At 72.2% G+C, this 22,583-nt stretch carries 19 protein-coding genes; 7 read left to right on the top strand and 12 right to left on the bottom strand.

Annotated elements, in window-relative coordinates; genetic code table 11:
* Positions 1-47: 47 nt before the first annotated feature.
* The 8 genes from ACFVWD_RS21010 to ACFVWD_RS20975 form a co-directional block, all read right to left on the bottom strand.
* Entirely contained in the window at positions 48-1,913 is a 1,866-nt protein-coding gene (locus tag ACFVWD_RS21010) for an acetyl/propionyl/methylcrotonyl-CoA carboxylase subunit alpha (protein ID WP_389598069.1), read from the bottom strand.
* A gap of 46 nt (positions 1,914-1,959) precedes the next feature.
* Positions 1,960-3,558: an acyl-CoA carboxylase subunit beta gene (locus ACFVWD_RS21005; protein ID WP_101404405.1), complete on the bottom strand. Its 1,599-nt coding sequence runs from the start codon at positions 3,556-3,558 to the stop codon at positions 1,960-1,962.
* Positions 3,555-5,252, bottom strand: coding sequence for an acyclic terpene utilization AtuA family protein (locus tag ACFVWD_RS21000; protein ID WP_389597958.1), 1,698 nt, complete (start codon positions 5,250-5,252; stop codon positions 3,555-3,557). The genes ACFVWD_RS21005 and ACFVWD_RS21000 overlap by 4 nt, the downstream gene beginning before the upstream one ends.
* Positions 5,249-6,043: a TIGR03084 family metal-binding protein gene (locus ACFVWD_RS20995; protein ID WP_389597956.1), complete on the bottom strand. Its 795-nt coding sequence runs from the start codon at positions 6,041-6,043 to the stop codon at positions 5,249-5,251. Before ACFVWD_RS20995 ends, ACFVWD_RS21000 begins: the two co-directional genes overlap by 4 nt.
* A gap of 196 nt (positions 6,044-6,239) precedes the next feature.
* A complete protein-coding gene (locus ACFVWD_RS20990) occupies positions 6,240-6,713 on the bottom strand; it encodes a DUF6924 domain-containing protein (protein WP_389597954.1) in 474 nt (157 codons plus the stop codon).
* A 117-nt stretch (positions 6,714-6,830) separates the two neighbouring features.
* Positions 6,831-7,634, bottom strand: coding sequence for an SDR family NAD(P)-dependent oxidoreductase (locus tag ACFVWD_RS20985; RefSeq protein WP_389597953.1), 804 nt, complete (start codon positions 7,632-7,634; stop codon positions 6,831-6,833).
* Between the two features lie 14 nt (positions 7,635-7,648).
* A complete protein-coding gene (locus ACFVWD_RS20980; RefSeq protein ID WP_389597951.1) occupies positions 7,649-8,497 on the bottom strand; it encodes an NAD(P)-dependent oxidoreductase in 849 nt (282 codons plus the stop codon).
* Positions 8,494-9,012: a nuclear transport factor 2 family protein gene (locus tag ACFVWD_RS20975; RefSeq protein WP_389597949.1), complete on the bottom strand. Its 519-nt coding sequence runs from the start codon at positions 9,010-9,012 to the stop codon at positions 8,494-8,496. Before ACFVWD_RS20975 ends, ACFVWD_RS20980 begins: the two co-directional genes overlap by 4 nt.
* Before the next feature lie 131 nt (positions 9,013-9,143).
* Here ACFVWD_RS20975 and ACFVWD_RS20970 point away from each other — a divergent pair, with 131 nt between their 5' ends.
* The gene (locus tag ACFVWD_RS20970; RefSeq protein ID WP_389597947.1) at positions 9,144-9,755 is read left to right on the top strand and encodes a TetR/AcrR family transcriptional regulator; all 612 of its coding nucleotides are present in this window, start codon (positions 9,144-9,146) and stop codon (positions 9,753-9,755) included.
* Here ACFVWD_RS20970 and ACFVWD_RS20965 read toward each other — a convergent pair.
* The 4 genes from ACFVWD_RS20965 to ACFVWD_RS20950 all read right to left on the bottom strand — a co-directional run bounded on the left by ACFVWD_RS20965 (position 9,711) and on the right by ACFVWD_RS20950 (position 16,603).
* The gene (locus tag ACFVWD_RS20965; protein WP_389597945.1) at positions 9,711-10,739 is read right to left on the bottom strand and encodes a DMT family transporter; all 1,029 of its coding nucleotides are present in this window, start codon (positions 10,737-10,739) and stop codon (positions 9,711-9,713) included. The genes ACFVWD_RS20970 and ACFVWD_RS20965 overlap by 45 nt on opposite strands.
* A gap of 89 nt (positions 10,740-10,828) precedes the next feature.
* Positions 10,829-13,075, bottom strand: coding sequence for an ABC transporter ATP-binding protein (locus tag ACFVWD_RS20960; RefSeq protein WP_389597944.1), 2,247 nt, complete (start codon positions 13,073-13,075; stop codon positions 10,829-10,831).
* A gap of 127 nt (positions 13,076-13,202) precedes the next feature.
* Positions 13,203-13,334, bottom strand: a complete 132-nt coding sequence (locus ACFVWD_RS20955) for a hypothetical protein (protein WP_256258009.1) — start codon at positions 13,332-13,334, stop codon at positions 13,203-13,205.
* Between the two features lie 242 nt (positions 13,335-13,576).
* On the bottom strand, positions 13,577-16,603 hold the full coding sequence (locus ACFVWD_RS20950) for an FAD-binding and (Fe-S)-binding domain-containing protein (protein WP_389597942.1): 3,027 nt from the start codon (positions 16,601-16,603) through the stop codon (positions 13,577-13,579).
* Positions 16,604-16,899: 296 nt separating this feature from the next.
* Here ACFVWD_RS20950 and ACFVWD_RS20945 point away from each other — a divergent pair, with 296 nt between their 5' ends.
* From ACFVWD_RS20945 to ACFVWD_RS20920, 6 genes are read left to right on the top strand one after another with little or no spacing between them, the layout of a single operon-like run.
* Positions 16,900-18,696, top strand: coding sequence for an ATP-binding protein (locus tag ACFVWD_RS20945; protein WP_389597940.1), 1,797 nt, complete (start codon positions 16,900-16,902; stop codon positions 18,694-18,696).
* Complete coding sequence (locus ACFVWD_RS20940) at positions 18,693-19,100, top strand: roadblock/LC7 domain-containing protein (protein ID WP_054235659.1); 408 nt, start codon at positions 18,693-18,695, stop codon at positions 19,098-19,100. The genes ACFVWD_RS20945 and ACFVWD_RS20940 overlap by 4 nt, the downstream gene beginning before the upstream one ends.
* On the top strand, positions 19,097-19,444 hold the full coding sequence (locus ACFVWD_RS20935; protein ID WP_389597939.1) for a DUF742 domain-containing protein: 348 nt from the start codon (positions 19,097-19,099) through the stop codon (positions 19,442-19,444). The genes ACFVWD_RS20940 and ACFVWD_RS20935 overlap by 4 nt, the downstream gene beginning before the upstream one ends.
* The gene (locus ACFVWD_RS20930) at positions 19,425-20,069 is read left to right on the top strand and encodes an ATP/GTP-binding protein (RefSeq protein ID WP_389597937.1); all 645 of its coding nucleotides are present in this window, start codon (positions 19,425-19,427) and stop codon (positions 20,067-20,069) included. Before ACFVWD_RS20935 ends, ACFVWD_RS20930 begins: the two co-directional genes overlap by 20 nt.
* A complete protein-coding gene (locus ACFVWD_RS20925) occupies positions 20,066-21,289 on the top strand; it encodes a cytochrome P450 (RefSeq protein WP_389597936.1) in 1,224 nt (407 codons plus the stop codon). The genes ACFVWD_RS20930 and ACFVWD_RS20925 overlap by 4 nt, the downstream gene beginning before the upstream one ends.
* Complete coding sequence (locus tag ACFVWD_RS20920; protein ID WP_168509322.1) at positions 21,286-22,506, top strand: cytochrome P450; 1,221 nt, start codon at positions 21,286-21,288, stop codon at positions 22,504-22,506. Before ACFVWD_RS20925 ends, ACFVWD_RS20920 begins: the two co-directional genes overlap by 4 nt.
* Positions 22,507-22,583: the final 77 nt, after the last annotated feature.

Below are 22,583 nucleotides of genomic sequence, written 5' to 3'. Positions count from 1 at the left end.
ATTTCGCTGCGGGTTGTTTGTGGCTGGTCGCGCAGTTCCCCGCGCCCCTAATGGGGCGCTGTACTCACCGGTGTTGTCTCCACCACTGCCAGCAAGGTCCCGACCTCGACCTGTTGACCGGGGGTGGCGTGGAGGGCCGTGAGCGTGCCTGCCGTCGGCGCGGAGATCTTGTGTTCCATCTTCATCGCCTCCAGCCACAGGAGGGGCTCTCCGGCCCGTACGGCGGCTCCCGTGGCCAGTCCCTCGGCGACGCGAACGACGGTTCCGGGCATGGGGGCCAGAAGGGAGCCGGGGGCCTGCTGGGCGGTGGGGTCGGGGAAGCGGGGCAGGGCGGTGAGGGCGGTGGCGTTCACGAACACCTGGTCGCCGTACCGCGTCACCTCGAACTTCCGTCGTACGCCGTCCACTTCGAGTACGACGAGACGGGCGTCGGCGTGCGCCACGCGCACCCCGTCGGCCGTGAGGCCCTCACGGGTGTGCCGGTAGCGCACCTCGTGCTCGGTGCCGGCCAGGTCGTAGCGCTTGACCTGGGGCTGCGAGGGGAGATTGCGCCAGCCGCCGAACCGGGAGCGGGAGTGGCCCCGCGCGTCCGCCAGGGCCGCCGCCAGGGGCGCGTACGGGTCCGGGGCCGGAGTCGTGAGGGCGGCGAGGTGACGCTCGTAGAACCCGGTGTCCATGCGGGCCTCGGCGAACTCCGGGTGCCGCAAGGAGCGTACGAGCAGATCCCTGTTGGTCGCCGGGCCGTGGACGTCGGCCCGCTCCAGGGCACCCGACAGCTTGCGCAGGGCCTCCGCGCGCGTGGGCGCGTACGCGATCACCTTCGCCAGCATCGGGTCGTAGTGGACGCCGATCGGGTCACCGTCGGTGTAACCGGTGTCCAGGCGGACGCCTTCCGGGACGGCGAGGCGGTGCAGGGTGCCGGTCTGCGGGGCCCAGGCCCGTGCCGGGTCCTCGGCGTACAGGCGGGCCTCGATCGCGTGCCCACGCGCGCGTGGCGGGTCGTTCGCGAGCGCCGCGCCCTGCGCCACCTGGATCTGGAGCGCGACGAGATCGATGCCGAAGACCGCCTCCGTCACCGGGTGTTCGACCTGGAGTCGGGTGTTCATCTCCAGGAAGTGGGCCGTGCCGTCGGCGACCAGGAACTCGACCGTTCCCGCGCCCACGTAGTCGACGGCTCGGGCGGCCCGCACGGACAGGTCGTAGAGGGTTTCCGTCAGGTCTCCGAGACCGGGGGCCGGGGCCTCCTCGACGACCTTCTGGTGGCGGCGCTGAAGGGAGCAGTCGCGGGTGCCGAGCGCCCAGACCGTGCCGTGCGCGTCGGCGAGGATCTGCACTTCCACATGCCGACCGCCCTCTACGTAGGGCTCGACGAAGACCTCACCGTCGCCGAAGGCGCTGAGGGCCTCGGCGCGGGCGGCGGTCAGTTCGGCGTCGAGGGCGTCGAGTTCGCGTACGACGCGCATGCCGCGCCCGCCGCCGCCCGCGGCCGCCTTGACGAGCACCGGGAGATCGGCGGCGGTGACCGTCTCCAGCGGTTCGAGCCCCATCAGCTTCTTGGCGCGCGTCTTCGAGGCCATCGCCTCGATGGCCTCGGGCGGCGGCCCGATCCAGACGAGGCCCGCGTCGAGGACGGACCGCGCGAAGTCGGCGTTCTCGGAGAGGAAGCCGTACCCGGGGTGCACGGCGTCCGCGCCGGCGTTCAGGGCCGCCTTCACGATCAGGTCGCCGCGCAGATACGTGTCCGAGGGCGCCGCCCCCGGCAGCCGTACCGCCTCGTCGGCCACACGCGTGTGGAGGGCGTTCTCGTCGGCGTCCGAGTACACGGCGACCGTTCGGATCCCGGCCTCACGGCAGGTGCGGAAGACCCGGCAGGCGATCTCGCCCCGGTTGGCCACGAGGACGGAGCCGATCACTCGGCCGATCGCTGGGCTGGTCGTTGGGCTGGTCACTGGGGAGACCTCACATCCGGAAGACGCCGAAGCCACCGCGCGCACCCTCGTAAGGGGCCGTGTGGATCGCGGACAGGCACAGGCCGAGGACGGTGCGGGTGTCGCGGGGGTCGATGACCCCGTCGTCGTACAGCCGCCCGGACAGGAACATCGGCAGGGACTCCGACTCGATCTGCTGCTCCACCATGGCGCGCAGGGCCGCGTCGGCGTCCTCGTCGTAGGGCTGTCCCTTGGCCGCGGCCGACTGCCGGGCGACGATCGAGAGGACGCCCGCGAGCTGCTGGGGGCCCATGACGGCGGACTTGGCGCTGGGCCAGGCGAACAGGAAGCGCGGGTCGTAGGCGCGCCCGCACATGCCGTAGTGGCCGGCTCCGTAGGAGGCCCCCATGAGGACGGACAGGTGGGGGACCTTCGAATTGGAGACGGCGTTGATCATCATCGCGCCGTGCTTGATGATGCCGCCCTGCTCGTACTCCTTGCCGACCATGTAGCCGGTGGTGTTGTGCAGGAAGAGGAGGGGGATGTCGCGCTGGTTGGCGAGCTGGATGAACTGGGCGGCCTTCTGGGACTCGGCGCTGAACAGCACTCCCTGGGCGTTGGCCAGGATGCCGACGGGATAGCCGTGGAGGGTTGCCCAGCCGGTCGTGAGACTCGTCCCGTAGAGGGGCTTGAACTCGTCGAAGTCGGAGCCGTCGACCACGCGGGCGATGACCTCGCGCGGGTCGAAGGGGTGTCGGAGGTCGCCGGGGACGATCCCCAGGAGCTCGTCCTCGTCGTACTTGGGGGGCGCGGCCGGACCGGGATCGCCGAACGCCTTGCGGTGGTTGAGCCGGGCGACCACGCGCCTGGCCTGACGGAGGGCGTCCTGTTCGTCGACGGCGAAGTAGTCCGCGAGACCCGACACGCGCGCGTGCATCTCGGCACCGCCCAGGGACTCGTCGTCGCTCTCCTCGCCGGTCGCCATCTTCACCAGCGGCGGCCCGCCCAGGAAGACCTTCGCCCGCTCCTTGACCATGATCACGTGGTCGGACATGCCGGGGATGTACGCGCCTCCGGCGGTGGAGTTCCCGAAGACGACGGCGACGGTCGGGATCCCTGCCGCCGACAACCTGGTGAGGTCGCGGAAAATCGCTCCCCCGGGGATGAAGATCTCCTTCTGCGACGGCAGATCGGCGCCGCCCGACTCCACCAGGCTGATGCAGGGCAGCCGGTTGGCGAGGGCGATGTCGTTGGCCCGCAGGGCCTTCTTCAGACTCCATGGGTTGCTGGCGCCGCCCCGTACGGTCGGGTCGTTCGCGGTGATCAGGCACTCCACGCCCTCGACGACCCCGATCCCGGTCACCAGCGACGCGCCGACCGCGTACTCGCTCCCCCAGGCCGCGAGCGGCGACAGCTCCAGGAACGGTGTGTCGGGGTCGAGCAGCAGCTCGATGCGTTCACGGGCGAGCAGTTTGCCGCGCTTGCGGTGCCGGGCCACGTACTTCTCGCCGCCGCCCGCGAGCGCCTTGGCGTGCTCGGCGTCCAGCTCGGCGAGCTTGGCGAGCATGGTCTCGCGGTGGGCGGTGTAGTCGGGGGCGGCGGTGTCCAGGGCGGACGCCAGGACCGTCACAGCAGGGCCTCCGGGATGTCGAGGTGGCGGGAGCGGAGCCATTCGCCCAGGCCCTTGGCCTGGGGGTCGAAGCGGTGCTGGGAGGCGACGCCTTCGCCGAGGATCCCTTCGACGACGAAGTTGAGGGCGCGGAGGTTCGGCAGAGTGTGACGGACAACTTTCAGATGACAGCTTTCAGTTATCAGATTCTGAAATCTGTCAGCTGTCAGCTGATGAACCAACCAGCGCCACGCGTCATCCGATCGCACCCACACCCCGACATTCGCGTTCCCGCCCTTGTCCCCACTGCGCGCACCCGCGACCACACCAAGAGGAGCGCGTCTCGTCGGCCCCGGAGGGAGCGGTTCGGGCAGGGCGGGCTCGGACGCGGGTTCGAGTACGAGGGTGTCGGTGGCCGGAGCGACCGGCACCCGGCGCCCGTCATGGAGGATCGCCACATGCTCCACGGAGCCTTGGGGGACGTACACGTCCTCGAAGACCCCGTACGGGGAGCCCTTTCCCGGCGGCGCGATCACGTGGAAACCGGGGTAGCTCGCCAGCGCGAGTTCGATGGCGGCGCCGCTGAGGGTGCGGCCCACCGCGTCCTGGTCCCGGTCGCGTACGACGAGGCGCAGGAGGGCGCTCGCGGTCTCCTCCGTGGGGGCGTCGGGGTGGTCGGTGCGGGCGAGGTCCCAGCGGACCTCGGAGGGGCGGGACTTCGCGGCATCCAGCGCGGCTTCCATCTGGTCCCGGACGAGGGCGGCCTTCGCCTCGATGTCGAGGCCGGTGAGGACGAAGACGACTTCGTTGCGGTAGCCGCCGAGGCGGTTGAGGCCGACCTTGAGGGTGGAGGGCGGGGCCTCCCCGCGTACACCGGAGATGCGGACGCGGTCGGGGGCCTCCTGGGTGAGGCGGACCGAGTCGAGGCGGGCGGTGACGTCGGGACCCGCGTACCGGGCGCCGGAGGTCTCGTACAGGAGTTGCGCGGTGACCGTGCCGATGTCCACGAGGCCGCCGGTGCCGTCGTGTTTGGTGATGACGCTGGTGCCGTCCTCGTGGAGTTCGGCGAGCGGGAAACCGGGGTGGCGAAGGCGTGCCGGATCGTGGTCGGTGAAGAAGGCGTAGTTGCCGCCGGTGGCCTGGGTGCCGCATTCCAGGACGTGACCGGCGACGACGGCGCCGGCGAGGCGGTCGTACGCGTCCGGCGCCCAGCCGAAGTGGGCGACGGCGGGCCCGGTGACCAGCGCCGCGTCCGTGACCCGCCCGGTCACCACGATGTCCGCGCCCTCGCGCAGACAGGCGGCGATCCCGGCACCGCCGAGGTAGGCGTGCGCGGCGAGACTCCTGGGGTGGCCGGCGGTCAGGTCGTCGCCCTCGACATGGGCGACGCGCGCCGGTATGCCGAGGCGGTCGGACAACTGCCGTATGGCGTCGGCGAGTCCGCCGGGGTTGAGACCGCCCGCGTTCGCCACGATCCGCACGCCCCGCTCGAGCGCGAGGCCGAGGCATTCCTCCAACTGGCCCAGGAAGGTGCGGGCGTAGCCGCCGGAGGGGTTCTTGAGGCGGTCGCGGCCGAGGATGAGCATGGTCAGTTCGGCGAGATAGTCGCCGGTGAGAACGTCCAGGGGGCCGCCGGTGAGCATCTCGCGCATCGCGTCGAAGCGGTCGCCGTAGAAGCCGGAGGCGTTGCCTATTCGGAGGGGCGCGACGGTCACTTGGCGTCTCCCTTGGACTCGCGCCCCTGTCCCGGTGGCCCCGCGAAGGCCTGCGCGATGTCCAGCCAGCGGTCGGCGTCGGGTCCGTCCGCCCGTAGGGCGAGGTCGTCGCGGTGGGCCCGTTGGGTGACCAGGAGACAGAAGTCCAGAGCGGGGCCGGTGACTCGCTGAGGGGCCTCTTCGGGCCCGTACGTCCACAACTCGCCTTGGGGGCCGCGCAGTTCGACGCGAAACTCCCCGGCGGGCGGCGTGAGCCCCCGTACGTGGAAGGCGAAGTCCCGGGCCCGTACGCCGATGCGGGCCACGTGGCGAAGGCGGTCGGTGGGAGTGCGCGCCACACCCAGCGCGTCCGCCACGTCCTGGCCGTGGGCCCAGGTCTCCATCAGGCGGCCGGTGGCCATGGAGGCGACCGACATGGGCGGGCCGTACCAGGGGAATCGGGTGCCGGTGGGGGCCGCCCGAAGGGCCTCCTCCAGTGCCTTTCGCCCCGACCGCCAGTCGGCGAGCAGTGTCGCGGGCGGCAGTAGCGCCCCTTCCTCCGCGCCCTCGTCCACGAAGCCGCCGGGCGAGGCGATCGCCTTCTCGACCTCCTTGGCGAAGGCCTCAGCGTCCGTCACGGCGAGCAGGGCGGAACGGTCCGTCCAGGCCAGGTGGGCGATCTGGTGAGCGACGGTCCAGCCGGCGGCGGGAGTGGCGAGTGCCCAGCGGCCCTCCGCCAAGTCCCCTACCAGCAGGTCGAGTTCTTCGCTCTCCCGGTGCAGATCGTCGATCACTGACGACGGGTCGGACACGATGGAGCTCCCCTCGGGGCACGACGGTGTGCGGCGGCGCGCGGCGATGCGCGGCGGGCGTGCGGAGTCTTTCGCGGTGCGCTCTGGAGCATGGCAGCGGGCACAGAAACAAGCAAGCATGCTTGCATTAATTGATGTGGTGCGCCGACTACAGGGAGGCGCCCCGCGCGGGCTTCAGGAAGGCGCCCCGCGCGGACTACAGGGAGCGGAAGACGCCGTCGGGCGCCGCCTCGGCCGCGTCGGCGAAATCGGCGAAGTCGAGATTGGCGATCATCAGGTTGGCGTGAATCTCGTGGATCCCGGCCGGGGCCGTGCGGAACTCGCCGCCTTCGGCCTCGAACTCCTCGTCGCTCTCGCATTCCTCCCTGGTCAGGGTGGACACCGCCAGCAGAGCTCCCTGGCCGGTGCGCAGGGCGACGCCGTCCGCGAGGAAGACGACGGCCAGTTCGTCGTCGGCGGAGACCGCGGCGAGGACGTCGGCTGTCGTGAGCCCCGCCCAGGAGGGGTCGTCGACGACATGGACGCGTGGCTCGAAGTCTCCGGGCCCCCAGGGCAGGGACAGCGCGCTCTTCAACGCCGTCCACGCCCCGTCGTCGCCGAAGTCGGTCCTGATGACCAGCGCCGCGAACTCATCACGGTCCGCCGCCCCCAACCCGGTGCGATCACTCATGCCGCAGCCCCACTCCCCCGCTCGGATCCCCGCCTGCACGTGCGGCACGCACACTAGGCGAGGGCACCGACAAGCCCCGCGGCCCCACGTGTTCGATTCGGCGGAGTGGGGCAGACGTCAGGCGTCGTCGCCGTGCGCGGACGCGCCCCGGCTCATCGCGAGGACCGCGTCGCGTCGGCTGAGCGCACCGAACGGGGAACCGCCGGTCGGGGTGTCGCTGCCGTAGATCCAGGTGGGGCCGTCGGCGAGGTGGTCGAGGGCCTCCGCCGCGACGTCATCGGGGTCGGCGAGCTCCCCGTACGCCTTGCCCTCGGCGTCGAACGCCCGGCGCATGGACGGGGTGTCGGTCTTGCCGAGGACGAGCCCCAGTACGTCGACCCCGCGGGTGCGCCACTCCGCCCACAGGCTCTCCGCGAGGATGAGGTCGAACGCCTTCGTGGCGCCGTAGGCGGCGAGCGTCGCACCGCCCGCCCAGGCCGCGCCCGACGTCACCAGCACCACGGCCCCGCGCCCGCGCGCCACCATCGGACCGCCGAAGCGGTACGCCGCTTCGAGCGGGCCGACACAGTTGCGGTGGACCAGATCCAGGTGGGTGCCGAGGTCCTTGTCGAGGAAGGCGACGCTGCGGTCGTCGCCGCCCGCGTTGTAGACGAACAGGCCGACCTCCAGGTCGGAGGTGGCCCGCGTCAGTTCCGACAAGGCGTCCGGGGCGCTGAGGTCGAGCGCGACCGTGCGGGTCTCGACGTCGTACTTCGCCCGGATCTCGGCGGCGGACGCCTCCAGTACGGGTACGCGCCTCGCCACCAGGACCACGTTCATGCCGCGGGCGGCCATCGCGTGGGCGAACGCGGCGCCGACGCCGTCGGATCCACCGGCGACGACGCCCCAGGGGCCGTACGTACTGGTCAGGGTTTCAGCCACTGCGCACACCTCATCTACTCGGCCTGCTCGATTGCCAAACGGTCACCGGCGCTGAGCACCTTCTTCTCGACGGCGTCCGACGACAGCACCGTCCCGAGGATCCCGAGGTCCGCCCCGGCGCCCCGCGCCACCTCGCGCACCACGGTGACGTCCTTGCGCATCAACGCGCCGAGCCGGCCCGCGACCGCCTCGACCGTCCCGCCCCCTGCGACGACGCCGAGGGCCCGCCCGGCGCCGCTGCCGTGCTGCAGGGCGGCCAGGATCGCCTGTTCCTCGATGCCCAGGGAGCCCGCGAGGCGTACGGCGTCGACGGCGAGACCCACCTGCGCCACGAACAGCGCGTTGTTGACGAGTTTGACCCGCTGGCCGTTGCCGGCCGCACCCACGAACATGATCGGCGCGGCGTACGTGGCGAGGAGCGGGCGGGTCTGTTCGAGCAGGGTCTCGTCCCCGCCCACCCACAGGGTGAGCCGGCCGGCGGCGATGTCGTGCGGGCCGCCCGACAGCGCGGCGTCGAGCACCCCGATCCCGCGGTCCGCGCCCGCCTCGGCGAGCAGTTCGGCGGTCGCGGGGGCGGAGGTGGTGTGCTGGACGAGGGTCGCCCCCGGCCTCATGGCCGCGATCGCGCCGTCCGGGCCCAGACACACCGACCGCACCTGTTCGTCGCGCAGTACGACGACGAAGACCGCGTCGGCGTCGCGGACCGTCGCCGCCATCGTCGCGGCGCAGGTCAGCCCCTCGGCCTCGGCGGCGGTACGGGCCTGCGGGCGGCGCACCAGGACCGTGACCTCGTGTCCCGCGGCGGCCAGGCGGTCGGCCATCGGGCGGCCCATCCGGCCCGGCCCGATCAGTCCGATCCTCACTCCGCCTCCTGGTGGGCCCGGTCCGCGGGCGGCGTGAGCATCGCGCGAGGTCCCTCGGTTCCGTCGAGGTTGGCGTTGATCCGCTCGGCGATGCGCCAGCCCTGCGGGGTGCGCACCCAGCGCCAGGTGTTCGCGGAGACCTGGAACACCCAGAAGCGGCCGACGTCGGCGTCCCAACGGAGGTGCAGCGCGTGGCTGCGGCCGGTGGCCCGGTCGCCGTCGACGACGATGTGCGGCACGGTCAGGACGTGGCCGCAGCCGTTGTGGATCACGCTCTGGTGACCGGCGCCGTGGACCATCCCGAGGACGCCCTCCCGGCCCTCCATCCGCAGGTGCGGGACCGCGTCGAAGACGCCGTCCTCGGCCCAGAGGTCCGCCGCGGCCTCGCCGGATCCGCTGTCGACGGCGGGTCCGTACTGGGCGACGAGCTGCATGATCTCGACCTGGTCCTCCAGGGCGTGGACCTTGGCCGCCAGTAACTCGACGGCGGCGCGCAGCTCTTCGGTCTCGGTCATCCGTCACAGCCCTTCCCCACGCGGATCCCTACCCGGATCCCCACTCGGACTGTAGCGACGACACGACATTTACAGAAGAGGTCCTCCTATAAATGGCCTGCCGTGAACGGCCGGTCATTACGATGTCCGCCATGACAGAGCCGCGCCGTCGCCCCGGTCGCCCCCGGGACACGAGCATCAGCGAACGGGCCCTCGCGGCAGCGCGCGAACTGCTCGTCCAGCGCGGCTTCGACGCGACGACGATCCAGGCGGTCGCCGAACACTCGGGCGTGCACGCCTCCGCGATCTACCGCCGCTGGCCGTCCCGGATCGAGCTGATCGAGGAGGCCACGTTCCCCGGGCTCAGCCCGCTGAGCGTGCGGCCGACGGGGGATCTCCGCCGCGATCTGGGCCGGTTCGTCCGCGCCTACTTGGCGGCCTTCAGCACTCCCGCGGCCCGCGCGGCCGCCGCCGGCCTGCTCGCGCACCACCAGACGTCGGAGCGGACCGGCCCGCCGGAGGTGTACGTGCGGATGTCGGCGCGACCGCACTTCCTGGACATCCTGCGCGCCGCGCCACCTGGGACCGTCGACCCCACCGTGGACCCTGACGACGTGTTCGACATGCTGCTGGGCGCAGTCCTGACCCGCACCCTGCTGTTCGGCGCCACGGCACGCGCTCGCCCCGTCGAGCGGACGGTGGAGATGATCCTCCGGCTGCTACGCCCCCTCGACCGAGTCGACCGACCGGGCCGAGTCGGCTGAACGGACGGAACCGGCCGACCCGACGTTCTTCGCCCTGCCCCGCCCCACCTGTGTCCGTACCGCCCCCATGCTCGCGGCGATGACCAGGGCGATCGCGAGGGCCTCGGTGGTGGAGAGGGCCTGGTCCAGGACGAGGAAGCCGGCGGTCGCGGCGACGGCGGGCTCCAGGCTCATCAGGATGGCGAAGGTGGCGGCGGGCAGGCGGCGCAACGCGAGCAGTTCGAGGGTGTACGGCAGCACGGAGGACATCACGGCGACCGCGCCGCCCAGGGCCACGGTCGTCGGGTTGATCAGCCGGGTCCCGGACTCGGCGATCCCCAGCGGCAGGAACGCCACCGCCGCGACCACCATGGCGAGCGCGAGCCCGTCCGCCTGGGGGAAGCGTCGGCCCGTACGCGCGCTGAAGACGATGTACGCCGCCCACATCGCGCCCGCGGACAGGGCGAAGGCGACGCCGACCGGGTCGAGGGAGCCGAAGCCTCCGCCGCCGAGCAGGAAGACGCCGCCGAGGGCGAGGCCCGCCCAGAGGAGGTTCAGGGCACGGCGGGAGGTGATGACCGAGAGGACGAGCGGGCCGCAGACCTCGAGGGTGACGGCGGGGCCCAGCGGGATACGGGCGACCGACTGGTAGAAGAGGCCGTTCATCGCGGCCATCGTGAGACCGAAGATCACGACCGTGCCCCAGTCCGCCCGCGAGTGCCCGCGCACCTTGGGCCGGCAGACGGCCATCAGCACGATCGCGGCCACCAGGAGGCGCAGGGTGACGACCCCGAGCGCGCCCGCACGCGGCATGAGGGCGACCGCCAGCGCGCCGCCGAACTGCACCGAGACGCCTCCGGCCAGGACCAGCCCCACGGGGCCGAGGGCACCCCTCCGACTCGGGGCGCCCCCACCCGGGGTGGGCGCGTGCGCCATCGCCGGGGCGGCCGAGGCCGGGGAGGACGGACCCGCCGGGGAGGACGGTGCGGCGCTGGGGGTGTTCACGGGGCCTTCCAGGGGCTCGACTCAAGCGTCGTGCATCAAGGTGCACTTCTCGGTCCACAGTAATGGACCAAGTCAGGCACGTGAACCCTTTATGCGCCTGTCCAGGGTGTCTCGTCGCGGAAGAGGGGCCGGCCGTCGGGCAGATAGCCGTCAAGGGGGTCCCGCAGTGGATCGGGATCGGGGAGAGGGTCAGGGAGGGGGTCAGGGAGGGGGTCAGGGAGGGGGTCGGGAAACGCGCTGGGGTACCAAGCTCCCTCGGCCCCGTACTGCCCGGCGGCCGCGTAGTACGCGTACTGCGGAGCCGCTTCCGCCACGAAGCCCCCCGCGTAATCCACCGGCACCCCCGCAGGCACCCCGGTCGGCGCCCCCACAGGCACCCCGGTCTGCGCCCCCACGGGCACCCCCGTCGGCATGCCGGTCGGCATCCCCGCCGGCACCGCGCCGCTCACCGGAACCTCCGCCTCCGTGAACAGCGGCAGCCGCAGCTCACCGGTGTCCATCAGCGCGTTGTTCTGCGATCCGTGCAGACGGGCGTACGCGCCGCCGCGGGCCAGGAGTTCGTCGTGGCGGCCGGTTTCGACCACACGGCCGCGGTCGATGACGAGGATGCGGTCGGCGTCGGGCGCGAGGTTGAGGTCGTGGGTGATCATGATCGTCGTGCGGCCCTGCATCAGACGCCGCAGCGGCTTGATCACGCGGCGCGCGGCCATCGCGTCCAGGCCGGTCGTCGGCTCGTCGAGGACGAGGACCGGGGCGTCGCGCAGGATGGCGCGGGCGATGGCGAGCCGTTGGAGCTGGCCGCCGGAGAGGCGGGCCGAGTTGGGGTCGATCTTGGTGTCGTACCCGTCCGGCAGCTTCATGATGAAGTCGTGCGCGTCGGCGGCGCGCGCGGCCTCCACGAGCGCCTCGTCGCTCGCGCCGGGGCGCCCGCAGCCGATGTTGGCGCGGACGGTGTCGTGCAGGACGAGGGTCTCCTGCGGCAGCAGCGTGACGTACTCGCGCAGCCGGGCCAGCGGGAAGTCGCCCACCGGGACGCCGTCGAGAAGGACGGAGCCGGCGTCCGGGTCGTAGAAGCGCAGGAGGAGCTTGGACACGGTGGACTTGCCCGCGCCGCTCGGGCCGGTGACGATCACCAGCTCGCCGGGGCTGACCGTGAAGGACAGACCACGCAGGGCGTCGCTCTCCGCACCGGGGTAGCGGAAGGTGGCGTCGCGGACCTCCACGGCGCCGTCGGGGCGGCCGAGCCGGCTCTCCGCCGAGCTCGTCGGGTCGGCGACCGCGGGCCGCACATCGAGAATCTCGATCAGCCGTTCGGCACCGGCGGTGGCGGCGGCGATGGTGAGACCGAGCTGGGCCAGGCCACGCACGGGCGGGTAGAGGTAGCCGAGGAACGCGGCGAAGGCGAGCAGTTGGCCGAGGGTCATCCGGCCGCCGGAGATCTCCCACACGCCGAGGCCGATGACCGCGAGCACGCAGATCGTCTCGATGACCTGGACGAGCTGCTCGTACAGCTCGTTGAGGCGCCCGGAGCGCACGGAGGCCCTGAACCAGGCGTTCGCCTCCTGGTTCAGCCGCCGCCGCTCGGCGTCGCGGCGGTCGTACGCCTGGGTGAGGACGATGTTGCCGAGGGACTCCTCGACGACGGAGGTGATCGCGCCGTCGGCGACCCGGCCGTCGCGCGAGACGGACTTGATGGAGCCGGAGAAGCGGCGGGCGGCCAGCCAGAACAGGGGTGCGAGCACGAAGGTCGCCGCGGCCAGGTCCCAGCGCAGCCAGAAGGCGGCCGCCGCGTAGAACAGCGCGCTGAACGCCGCCGACGCCGCGCCCACGAGCCCGGACACGACCATCGTCTCGATCGACTCGACGTCGCTGGTCAGCCGGGACAACAGGTCGCCCTGGCGGTGGCGTTGGAAGAAGTGCGGCGGCAACTGCTGTACGTGGTCGAAGACGTGCTCGCGCAGCCGCATCACGAAGCGCTCGGTGACCCAGGTGGCGAGGGAGTTTCCCGCGTAGGCGACGGCGGCGCCGAGCACGGCGACGGCCAGCCATTCGGCGGCCGGGGCCCAGAACGCGGCCAGTGAGCCCTGTTGCAGGGCGTGGTCGGTCAGATCGCTGAAGAGGAGGATCGCGGCGGTTTCGGCGAGTGCGGCGAGCACCGTGCACAGCCAGATGGCCAGCAGCCAGCTCCGCAGCCCCTTGGTCAGCGGCCAGAAGCGCCGGAAGGCGGTACGGGCGGGGATGGTCGGCGTGTCGTGGTCGAGTTCGTCCTCGTCCTCGTACTCGTCGTCCGCGTCCGCGTATTCCTCGTACTCCTGATTCTGCCTTTGCCGGGTCATGGCCCTCCTCGTTTAAATTGCAGGCCGTGCCGTGGAATTTCCGTTCGCCGCCGGAATCGTTTATGGCAGCCCCACCAAAAGAGAGAGAGGCCGACGGCGCACCGTCGGCCTCTCTGCTACCGCCCGATCAGCGTTCGTCGTTGGGGAACGGCTTGGGGAGCGGCTTGTGCGCCTTCTTGCGCGGCTTCGGCGCCGGCGGGGGCGGGAGCTGCTTCGACTTGGGCTTGGGGGGCAGGGGGGCAAGCTTCTTGAAGCTCATGCCAACTCCTTGAGGTTTCTGGCTACGCAATAGCGAGCGCAATAGTGCGATGGTGCGAGAATTCTCTACGGAAACGGGCGGGAATTCCTGGTCGTCACCTCGGTTTTCCCTGCTGCCCGACATGAAGGAACCTACACGCCCCGCACCCCAAGGCACAGCAAAATGCAGCACATGACGACTGTGAATCCCCTTATGAAACCTGAGAGTTGCCTAAAAAACCTGGGTATTGCTTATCCATGCCGTCAGTCCGCCCCTTGGCCGCCCTCCAGGTCCACCCCTTGGTCCACCCCTTGGTCCAGCGCCTCGGCCAGCGCCTCCGCCAGATGGCGCCCCTTGCGCCCCGCCAGCTGTTCCAGCTGTGTGCGGCAGGAGAAACCGTCCGCGAGAAGCAGGGTGTCGGGCGTGGCGGCCCGCACGGCCGGGAGCAGCTGTTCCTCCGCGCAGGTCTTCGACACCTCGTAATGGCCCTTCTCGAAGCCGAAGTTGCCCGCGAGTCCGCAGCAGCCGCCCGCGAGGGAGCCGGTGAGGCCCGCCGCCTCGCGCAGCCGGCGGTCGGCGGCGTCGCCGAGGACGGCGTGCTGGTGGCAGTGGGTCTGGCCGGTCACCGGACGGTCGATATTCGGGGGTGACCAGTCCGGGGCCAGGCGCTCCAGGGCCTCGGCGAACGTCAGCACCGCCGAGGCGAGGCGCGCCGCGCGCGGGTCGTCGTGGAGGAGCTCCGGGAGGTCCGTGCGCAGGGCGGCGGCGCAGCTCGGTTCCAGGACGACGACGGCGGGTGGCCGCGGGTGGACGTCCGGGTCCAGGAACACGCCCATCAGGTCGAGCGTGCGGCGCATCACCGCGCGGGCTCGGTCGAGTTGGCCCGTGGAGACGTACGTCAGTCCGCAGCAGACGTGGCCCCGGGCGCCCACCGACCAGGGGAGGTGTGAGAGCGACACGCTCTCCCCGGCCCGCGGCGTCCGTTTGCGCATCGCCACGGTCGGCGGGAGCATCACGTCCACCCCGGCCGCCTCCAGCACCCGTACGGCCGCCTTCCCCACGGAGGGCGACAGGTGCTCGGTGAAGGTGTCCGGCCAGAGGAACGCCACCTCCCTCGGGGCCCTGTCGAGCTCCGCCTCGGGGCCGTACACCCCCTCCCGCATCATCCGCCGCACCCGCTCCTTGAACCGCCGCCTCCACCACCGGCTGAACGTCTCCGGCGCCAGGCGCGGGATCTCCCGCTCGGGTGCGATCCCGCCGAGCCGTTTGGCGAGCGCCGCGAACGGCCCCACGGACGCGAGGCAGTTGAGCAGCGGCGCCGTTCTCGTGCGGTCGGCCAGGCGCAGCCACACCGGCAGCCGGCCCATCGTGTAGTGCGCTGCGGGGCGCCTCCTGCCTTCGTAGTGGTGGTGCAGGAACTCCGCCTTGTACGTGGCCATGTCGACGCCCACCGGGCAGTCGGACCGGCAGCCCTTGCAGGACAGGCACAGGTCGAGCGCGTCCCGGACCTCGGTCGAGCGCCAGCCGTCGGTGACCACCTCGCCCGCGAGCATCTCGTGCAGCAGCCGGGCCCGTCCCCGCGTGGAGTGCTCCTCCTCGCCCGTCGCCCGGAACGACGGGCACATGACGCCCGCGTCGGCGGCCGTCGTACGGCACTTGGCGACGCCCACGCATCTGCGCACCGCCGCCGAGAAGTCCCCGCCGTCCGCCGGATATCCGAACGCCACGTCCACCGGCTCGCGCGGCAGCACCGCGAACCGCAGGTTCTCGTCCAGCCGGTGCGGGCGCACCAGCATGCCGGGGTTGAGCAGGTCGTCCGGGTCCCAGAGGTCCTTGGCCCGCTCGAAGAGGCCGACCAGCTCCGTGCCGTACATCCTGGGCAGCAGTTCGGCCCGTGCCTGCCCGTCCCCGTGCTCGCCCGAGAGGGAGCCCCCGTGGGAGACCACCAGTTCGGCCAGTTCCTCGGAGAAGCGGCGGAAGCGGCCGATGCCCGCACTGGTCAGCAGGTCGAAGTCGATGCGGACGTGGATGCAGCCGTCGCCGAAGTGCCCGTACGGGGTGCCGCGCAGGTCGTAGGCGCTCAGCAGGTGCCGGAAGTCGCGCAGATACGCGCCGAGCCGGGCCGGCGGCACCGCGCAGTCCTCCCAGCCCGGCCAGGCCTCGCTCCCGTCCGGCATCCGGGTCGCCGTGCCGCTCGCGTCCTCGCGCAGCCGCCACAGGACGCGCTGCCCGGCCGGGTCGGTGACCACGAGGGAGTCCAGGACGTCGGCGGCCCGGACGATCGCGTCCGCACGCGCGCGTGCCTCCGCCGGGTCCGCGCCCCCCGTCTCCACGAACAGCCACGCGCCGCCCCGCGGCAGCCCCGCGTCCGGCGGTACGAGGTCCGCGGCCATCCCCTCCACGGTGAGCGGCCCCAGCGGCAGCAACCCGGCCGCCGCCTGGGCCGCCGCGCTCTCGTCCGCGTACGCCAGCACGGCCAGCGCCCGCGCGCGCGGTGCCTCGACCAGCCGTACGACCGCCTCCGTGAGCACCCCGAGCGTGCCCTCGGAGCCGCAGAAGGAGCGGGCGACGTCGGCGCCCTTCTCGGGGAGCAGCGCGTCGAGCGCGTAGCCGGAGATACGGCGGGGCAGCTCCGGGAAGCCCGTGCGCAGGCGGGCCAACTCACCCTCGACCAGCGCCCGGAGGCCGTCCGGGGCGCCCTGCCAGTTCTGTCCCAGCCGTACGACGGAGCCGTTCCCCTTGACCACCGACAGTTCACGCACGCTGTCCGCCGTCGTGCCCCAGGCCACCGAGTGCGAGCCGCACGAGTTGTTCCCGATCATGCCGCCGAGGGTGCAGCGGCTGTGGGTGGAGGGGTCGGGTCCGAAGCGCAGGCCGTGCGGGGCCGCGGCCTCCTGGAGACGGTCGAGGACGACACCGGGCTGGACGACGGCCGTGCGCGCCTCGGGGTCGAGCGTGACGATCCGGTTCATGTGGCGGGTGAGGTCGACGACGACTCCGGTGCCGGTCGCCTGTCCCGCGATCGACGTGCCGCCGCCGCGCGGCACGACCGGCACCCCGTGGGCCCGGCACACGGACAGGGCGGCCGCCACGTCGTCGGCGTCGCGCGGGCGGACCACGCCGAGCGGGACCCTGCGGTAGTTGGACGCGTCCATGGTGGTCAGCGCCCGCGCGGTCACGTCGAAGGCGACCTCGCCGCGCATCTCCGCCGCGAGGGCGGCCCGCAGCCCGTCCACGTCGGGCGGGTCCGCCGCGCCGTTCGTGCCGTCCTTCGCGCCAAGATCCGTCATGTCTCCAGGATGGCCCCGCGCACCGACAACGGTCCGTAACCGTGACGCATCGATCACCGGCCGATCGTCGGCCGATCACTGAGCGATCACTGAGCGAGCACCGACCGATCGCCATCGAGATCACAGAACGATCACCGGCGGATTATGAGCTCGGATCCAGAACCTTCCCAATGCGATCACGAACTCTCATATAGTGACGGCAAATTGAGCAACCGGTGTCGGCTCTCGCCCAGGAACCTCCCCCCAGGAACCTCGCCCCAGGAACTTCGCCCAGGACACGACCGAGGACACGATTCATGACCGCGCCCATCCCCTCCGGCGAACGACCCACCCTCCGCGCGACAGCTCCCGCGCCCCTGCTCACCGCCGTCGCGGCAGCGGTCGCGGTCGTCGTCGCCGTCTCCCTGGCACCCGACTCGGCACGCGTCCCCCTCGCCTGGGGCGCGGGCGCCGCCGCCGTGCTCCTGTGTGTCGCCGTCGCGGTCGCCGCGCGCGCCCTGGGGACCGCGAAGCTCGCGCGCCGCCGCCTCGACGCCGTGGCCCAGGACGCCGGACGGCTCCTGCAGGAACGGGCCCGCATGGCCGAGGAGTTCAACCAGGAGCGGTCCCGGCTCGCGGAGGAGTCCGCCCGCGACCGCGCGCGCCTGGCCGACGCCGGCGCCCGCGACCGCACCCTGCTCACACAGGGGTTCGAGGAGGAGCGGCACCGCCTCGCCACCGAGATCGCCGAGGGGCAGCGGCGGTTCGCCGAACTCTCCGAGAAGAACGCCCGGCTGACCGAGCGAATGCGGCGTGCCAACAGTGACCGGGCGGCCGCGATCTCGGCCACCGCCAACGCGGCCGGGCGGATGCAGGCCCTGTCCACCGGCATGCTCGCCGACCTGCGCGCCATGGAGGAGAAGCACTCCGACGAGGAGGTCCTCGCCGACCTCCTCCACCTCGACCACCGCACCGCGCAGGCGGGCCGCCTCGCCGACTCCGTCGCCGTCCTCGCGGGCGCCCGCTCCGGCCGCCGCTGGGCGCGCCCCATCGTCATGGAGTCGATCCTGCGCGGCGCCATGGGCCGTATCGGCGGCTACCAGCGGGTGCGCGTCCACTCCGCGAGCGACGCCGCCGTCGCCGGGCACGCAGCCGAGGGCGTGATGCACGCGCTCGCCGAACTCCTCGACAACGCCGCGAACTTCTCGCCGCCGACCGCCGAGGTCCACGTCTACGTCGAGGAGGTCCCGGCCGGTGTCATCGTCTCCGTCGAGGACAGCGGCCTCGTCATGGGCGACGTCCAGCTGCGCCGCGCCGAACGCGCCGTGTCCGCGGACGCCGAGAACGCCGCCGACCTCGGCGGCCTCACCGGCACCCGGCTCGGCCTCGCGGTGGTCGGCCGGCTCGCCCGCAAGCACGGCCTGAAGGTGTCCTTCCGGCCCTCCGCGCGCGGCGGCACGGGCGTCCTGGTGCTCATCCCCCAGGACATCCTGAGCCTGCCCTCAGTGCCGGCCCCGGCCGCCCCGGCGGCGACGGAACCCCAGGTCAAACCCGCCACGGCGACCCCGCCCGCCGAGGACAGCCCGCTCGCCGAGCCGCACCCCCAGGCGTCGTACGCCGCCGCCCGCGCCCCCGAGGACCTCGACCCGGACCCGGTCCCCACCCACGAGTCGCCCCGGCACGCCACCGCCACCGACACCCCGCCGAACGGCATCCCCGCGACCGGCACTCCCGCGACCGGCGGCCTCCCCAAGCGCCGCCGCGGCCGGACCCTCGCGCACGCCGAGCGCAGCCGCGCCCACCTCACGAACCAGGCCGACCCGGAGCCCCGTACGACCGACTCCAAGGCCACCGCCGCCCGCTTCAGCAGCTTCCGCCAGGCCGTCCGGGGCACCGCGCCCGACCAGGCGGCGGTCCAGGGAACGGTGCCCGAGGACGACGCCGTACGCGCCACCGCGTACTCCGCCGAAGACGCCGTACGGGACGAATTCACGCAGGACGAATCCGCGAACGCCGTACGCGGCGAAGAAGCCCTACGGGAGTCCGCCCCCGCGCATCCCTCGCACGCCCCCTCGCACACCCCCTCGCATCCGGAAGGCGACACCACTTCATGACCGGCACCACCACCGCCGACGAGAAGCTCTCCTGGCTCATCGAGGGCCTCCTCGAGCGCACCCCGGGCGCCCGGCACGCGCTCGTGCTCTCCCGGGACGGCCTGAAGCTGTGCCGCACGCCGGAGCTCACCGTCGACCGCGCCGACCAGCTCGCCGCGATCGCCGCCGGCATCCAGTCGCTGTCCCACGGGGCGTCCGTGGAGTTCGGCGACGGCACCGGGGGCGTGCGCTCGGCCATGACCGAGTTCTACGGCGGGGTCCTGTTCATCGTGGAGGCGGGCGACGGCGCCCACCTCGCCGTGGTCACCGCCGAGGACGCGGACGCCGGTCTGGTCGGGCACAACATGAGCGAGCTCGTGGAACAACTCGGCGAACACCTGAGCGCGCAGCCCCGGACGTCATGAGCCGTCCGGGCAGGGACGACTCGCCCGACCGGCTCTACACCCTCACCGGAGGGCGCAGCCGGTCCGCGCCCGACACCCCGTTCGACCTGGTGACACTCGTGGTCGCCGAGTGCGATCCGGTGGTGGGAATGCAGTCGGAGCACGCGGCGATCCTGCGGTTGTGCGAGCGGCCGACGGCGGTCGTGGAGATCGCCGCCGTGCTGAAGCTGCCGGTGTCCATCACCCGCATCCTGCTCTCCGACCTGCTCGCCGCGGGCCGCGTCAGCGCCCGCCACCCCCAGAAGGCCGCTCTTCCCGATCCCGACATCCTGGAGCAGGTGCTCGTTGGACTCCGCAACCTCTGATGCCCGTACGTCCCTGGGGGCCGACGCCCCTGCGCCCCTGGGGGCACAGGCCGACAACGGTCTGAAGATCGTCATCGTGGGCGGCTTCGGCGTCGGCAAGACCACCCTGGTCCGCTCCGTGAGCGAGATACGTCCCCTCAACACCGAGGAGACGATGACGCAGGCCGGCGCGGCGATCGACGACATCAGTGAGGTGCGCGGCAAGTCCGCGACCACGGTCGCCTTCGACTTCGGGCGCATCACGCTGGACGCCCGCAATGTGCTGTACCTGTTCGGCGCGCCGGGCCAGGAGCGTTTCTGGTTCCTGTGGGACCGGCTGTTCTCGGGCACCCTCGGCGCCGTCGTCCTCGTCGACACCCGGCGCATCGACGACTCCTGGTACGCGATCGACCGGCTGGAGCACCACGGGACGCCGTTCATCGTGGCCTGCAACGACTTCGGCGGCTCCGCGCACACCCCCGCCCAGATCCGCGAGGCCCTCGACCTCGATCCGCAGGTCCCGCTGCTCGACTGCGACGCGCGTTCGCGGGAGTCCAGCAAACGGGTGCTGATCACGCTGGTGGAGCATCTGAAGACTTTGTACGCCGCCGAAAGCGCCCTCAAATCACCGGAGTTGGCCCTGTGACCCCCGCCCCCGTGCCCCTCAGCGGGCCCCGGTTCCAGACCGAACCCGCCGAGCTGTACCGGGAGATGCGGCGCGACCACGGTTCCGTGACTCCCGTCGTCCTGGACAGCGACATCCCGGCGTGGCTGGTGCTCGGCTACCGCGAACTGCACCAGGTCACCGGCGACCCCGTGCTGTTCAGCCGCGACTCCGAGCTGTGGAACCAGTGGGACCGCATCCCCGACGACTGGCCACTGCTGCCGATGATCGGCCGCAAGCAGCCCTCGATCCTCTACACCGTCGGCGAACGCCACCGCGAGCGCGCCGCGATGATCAGCGACGCCCTCGAAGCCGTCGACCCCTTCGAACTGCGTTCCCAGGCCGAGAAGTTCGCCGACGAACTCATCGACGCGGCGTGCGCCAAGGGCGAGACGGACCTCATCGGGGACTACGCCGCCCTGCTGCCCGTCCGCGTCCTCGCCACGCTCTACGGCTTCGCCGAGGAACAGGGCCCCGGCCTCGTCACCGCCCTCAACGACATGGTCAACGGCCGTGAGGACGCGCTGGCCGGACAGCAGCACCTGGCCGGTTCCATGGCCCGGTTGATCGCCGACCGGAAGGCCGCGCCCGCGAACGACGTCGTGTCCCGCATGCTCGCGAACACGGCCGGCTTCACGGACGAGGAGATCATCCAGGACCTGATGGTCATGATGGCCGCCGGCCACCAGCCGACCGCGGACTGGATCGGCAACTCGCTGCGCCTGATGCTGACCGACGAACGCTTCGCCGCCTCCCTCTTCGGCGGCCGCAACAGCGTCGCCGAGGCCATGAACGAGGTCCTCTGGGAGGACACCCCCACCCAGAACGTGGCCGGCCGCTGGGCCTCCCGCGACACTCAGCTCGGCGGCCACCGCGTCCGCGCGGGCGATCTCCTCCTCCTCGGCCTCCAGGGCGCCAACTCCGACCCGCAGGTCCGCACCGACGGCTCCGCCCTCACCGGCGGCAACAACGCCCACTTCTCCTTCGGCCACGGGGAGCACCGCTGCCCGTTCCCGGCGCAGGAGGTCGCGGAGGTCATCGCGCGGACGGGGATCGAGGTCGTACTGGACCGCCTGCCGGACATCGACCTGGCGGTCCCGGCAGACACCCTGACCCGGCGCCCCTCACCGTGGCTGCGGGGCCTGACCGAACTGCCCGTGCGCTTCACCCCGACCCCGGCCCTGGGAGGCACCCCCGCATGACCAGTCGTATCGTCCTGGACCCGTTCGTGTCCGACCTGGACGGCGAGAGCGCTCGGCTCAGGGAGGCGGGACCGCTCGCCGCCGTCGAACTGCCCGGCGGCGTCCCGGTCTGGGCCGTCACCCACCACGCCGAGGCACGCGCCCTGCTCACCGACCCCCGGCTGGTCAAGGACATCAACGTCTGGGGTGCCTGGCAGCGCGGCGAGATAGCCCCCGACTGGCCGCTGATCGGGCTCGCCAACCCCGGCCGCTCCATGCTCACGGTGGACGGCGCGGACCACCGCCGGATGCGCACGCTGGTCGCGCAGGCGCTCACGCCGCGCCGGGTGGAGCAGATGCGGGAGCGCATCACGAAACTGACGGAGGGTCTGCTGGACTCCCTGGCGCCGGGCCCGGACGGGGTCGTCGACCTGAAGGCCGACTTCGCCTACCCCCTCCCCATGTACGTCGTCGCCGACCTCATGGGTATCGAGGAGTCCCGGCTCCCCCGCCTCAAGGAACTCTTCGAGAAGTTCTTCTCGACGCAGACCCCGCCCGCGGAGGTCATCGCCACGCTGACGGAGTTGGCCGGGATCATGGCGGCGACGGTCGCCGCGAAGCGGGCGGAGCCCGGTGACGATCTGACCTCGGCACTGATCCTGGCCTCCGAGGACGGCGACCATCTCACCGACGAGGAGATCGTCTCCACCCTCCAGCTGATGGTCGCGGCGGGCCACGAGACGACGATCTCCCTGATCGTCAACGCGGTGGTCAACCTCTCCGCCCACCCCGAGCAGCGCGCCCTCGTCCTCTCCGGCGAGGCGGACTGGTCGGCGGTCGTGGAGGAAACCCTCCGCCACTCGACTCCGACCTCGCACGTCCTGATCCGCTTCGCGACGGAGGACGTACCCGTCGGGGACAAGGTGATCCCCGCGGGCGACGCCCTGATCGTCTCGTACGGCGCGATCGGCCGCGACGAGAACGCCCACGGTCCGAGCGCGGGCGACTTCGACATCGCCCGCACCACGAAGAACCGTCACATCTCCTTCGGCCACGGCCCGCACGTCTGCCCCGGCGCCGCCCTCTCCCGCCTGGAGGCGGCGGTCGCCCTCCCGGCCCTGTACGCCCGCTTCCCGTCCCTGGACCTGGCGATCCCCTCCTCAGAACTCCGCAACAAGCCGGTGGTAACCCAGAACGACCTGCACGAACTCCCGGTACACCTGACCCCGACCCCCTGACCACTCCCTCGCCCCCGCCACCCCTACCCTCCCCCAAGCTCTCGGCTTCGCTCGAGCAGGGGGGACCCCCATCATCC

Origin of the sequence: Streptomyces sp. NPDC058086 (genome assembly GCF_042885015.1) — a bacterium.
Lineage (GTDB): Bacteria > Actinomycetota > Actinomycetes > Streptomycetales > Streptomycetaceae > Streptomyces.
This window is presented reverse-complemented; position numbering and strand designations above follow the sequence as displayed.

Bases quoted from the DNA above. Each gene is read 5' to 3' on its own strand.
- ACFVWD_RS20935 (WP_389597939.1), top strand. From the start codon at position 19,097: ATGAGCCGTCCGGGCAGGGACGACTCGCCCGACCGGCTCTACACCCTC.
- ACFVWD_RS20975 (WP_389597949.1), bottom strand. From the start codon at position 9,012: ATGACCGAGACCGAAGAGCTGCGCGCCGCCGTCGAGTTACTGGCGGCC.
- ACFVWD_RS20955 (WP_256258009.1), bottom strand. From the start codon at position 13,334: ATGAGCTTCAAGAAGCTTGCCCCCCTGCCCCCCAAGCCCAAGTCGAAG.
- ACFVWD_RS20940 (WP_054235659.1), top strand. From the start codon at position 18,693: ATGACCGGCACCACCACCGCCGACGAGAAGCTCTCCTGGCTCATCGAG.
- ACFVWD_RS20945 (WP_389597940.1), top strand. From the start codon at position 16,900: ATGACCGCGCCCATCCCCTCCGGCGAACGACCCACCCTCCGCGCGACA.
- ACFVWD_RS20920 (WP_168509322.1), top strand. From the start codon at position 21,286: ATGACCAGTCGTATCGTCCTGGACCCGTTCGTGTCCGACCTGGACGGC.
- ACFVWD_RS20950 (WP_389597942.1), bottom strand. From the start codon at position 16,603: ATGACGGATCTTGGCGCGAAGGACGGCACGAACGGCGCGGCGGACCCG.
- ACFVWD_RS20970 (WP_389597947.1), top strand. From the start codon at position 9,144: ATGACAGAGCCGCGCCGTCGCCCCGGTCGCCCCCGGGACACGAGCATC.
- ACFVWD_RS20990 (WP_389597954.1), bottom strand. From the start codon at position 6,713: ATGAGTGATCGCACCGGGTTGGGGGCGGCGGACCGTGATGAGTTCGCG.
- ACFVWD_RS20960 (WP_389597944.1), bottom strand. From the start codon at position 13,075: ATGACCCGGCAAAGGCAGAATCAGGAGTACGAGGAATACGCGGACGCG.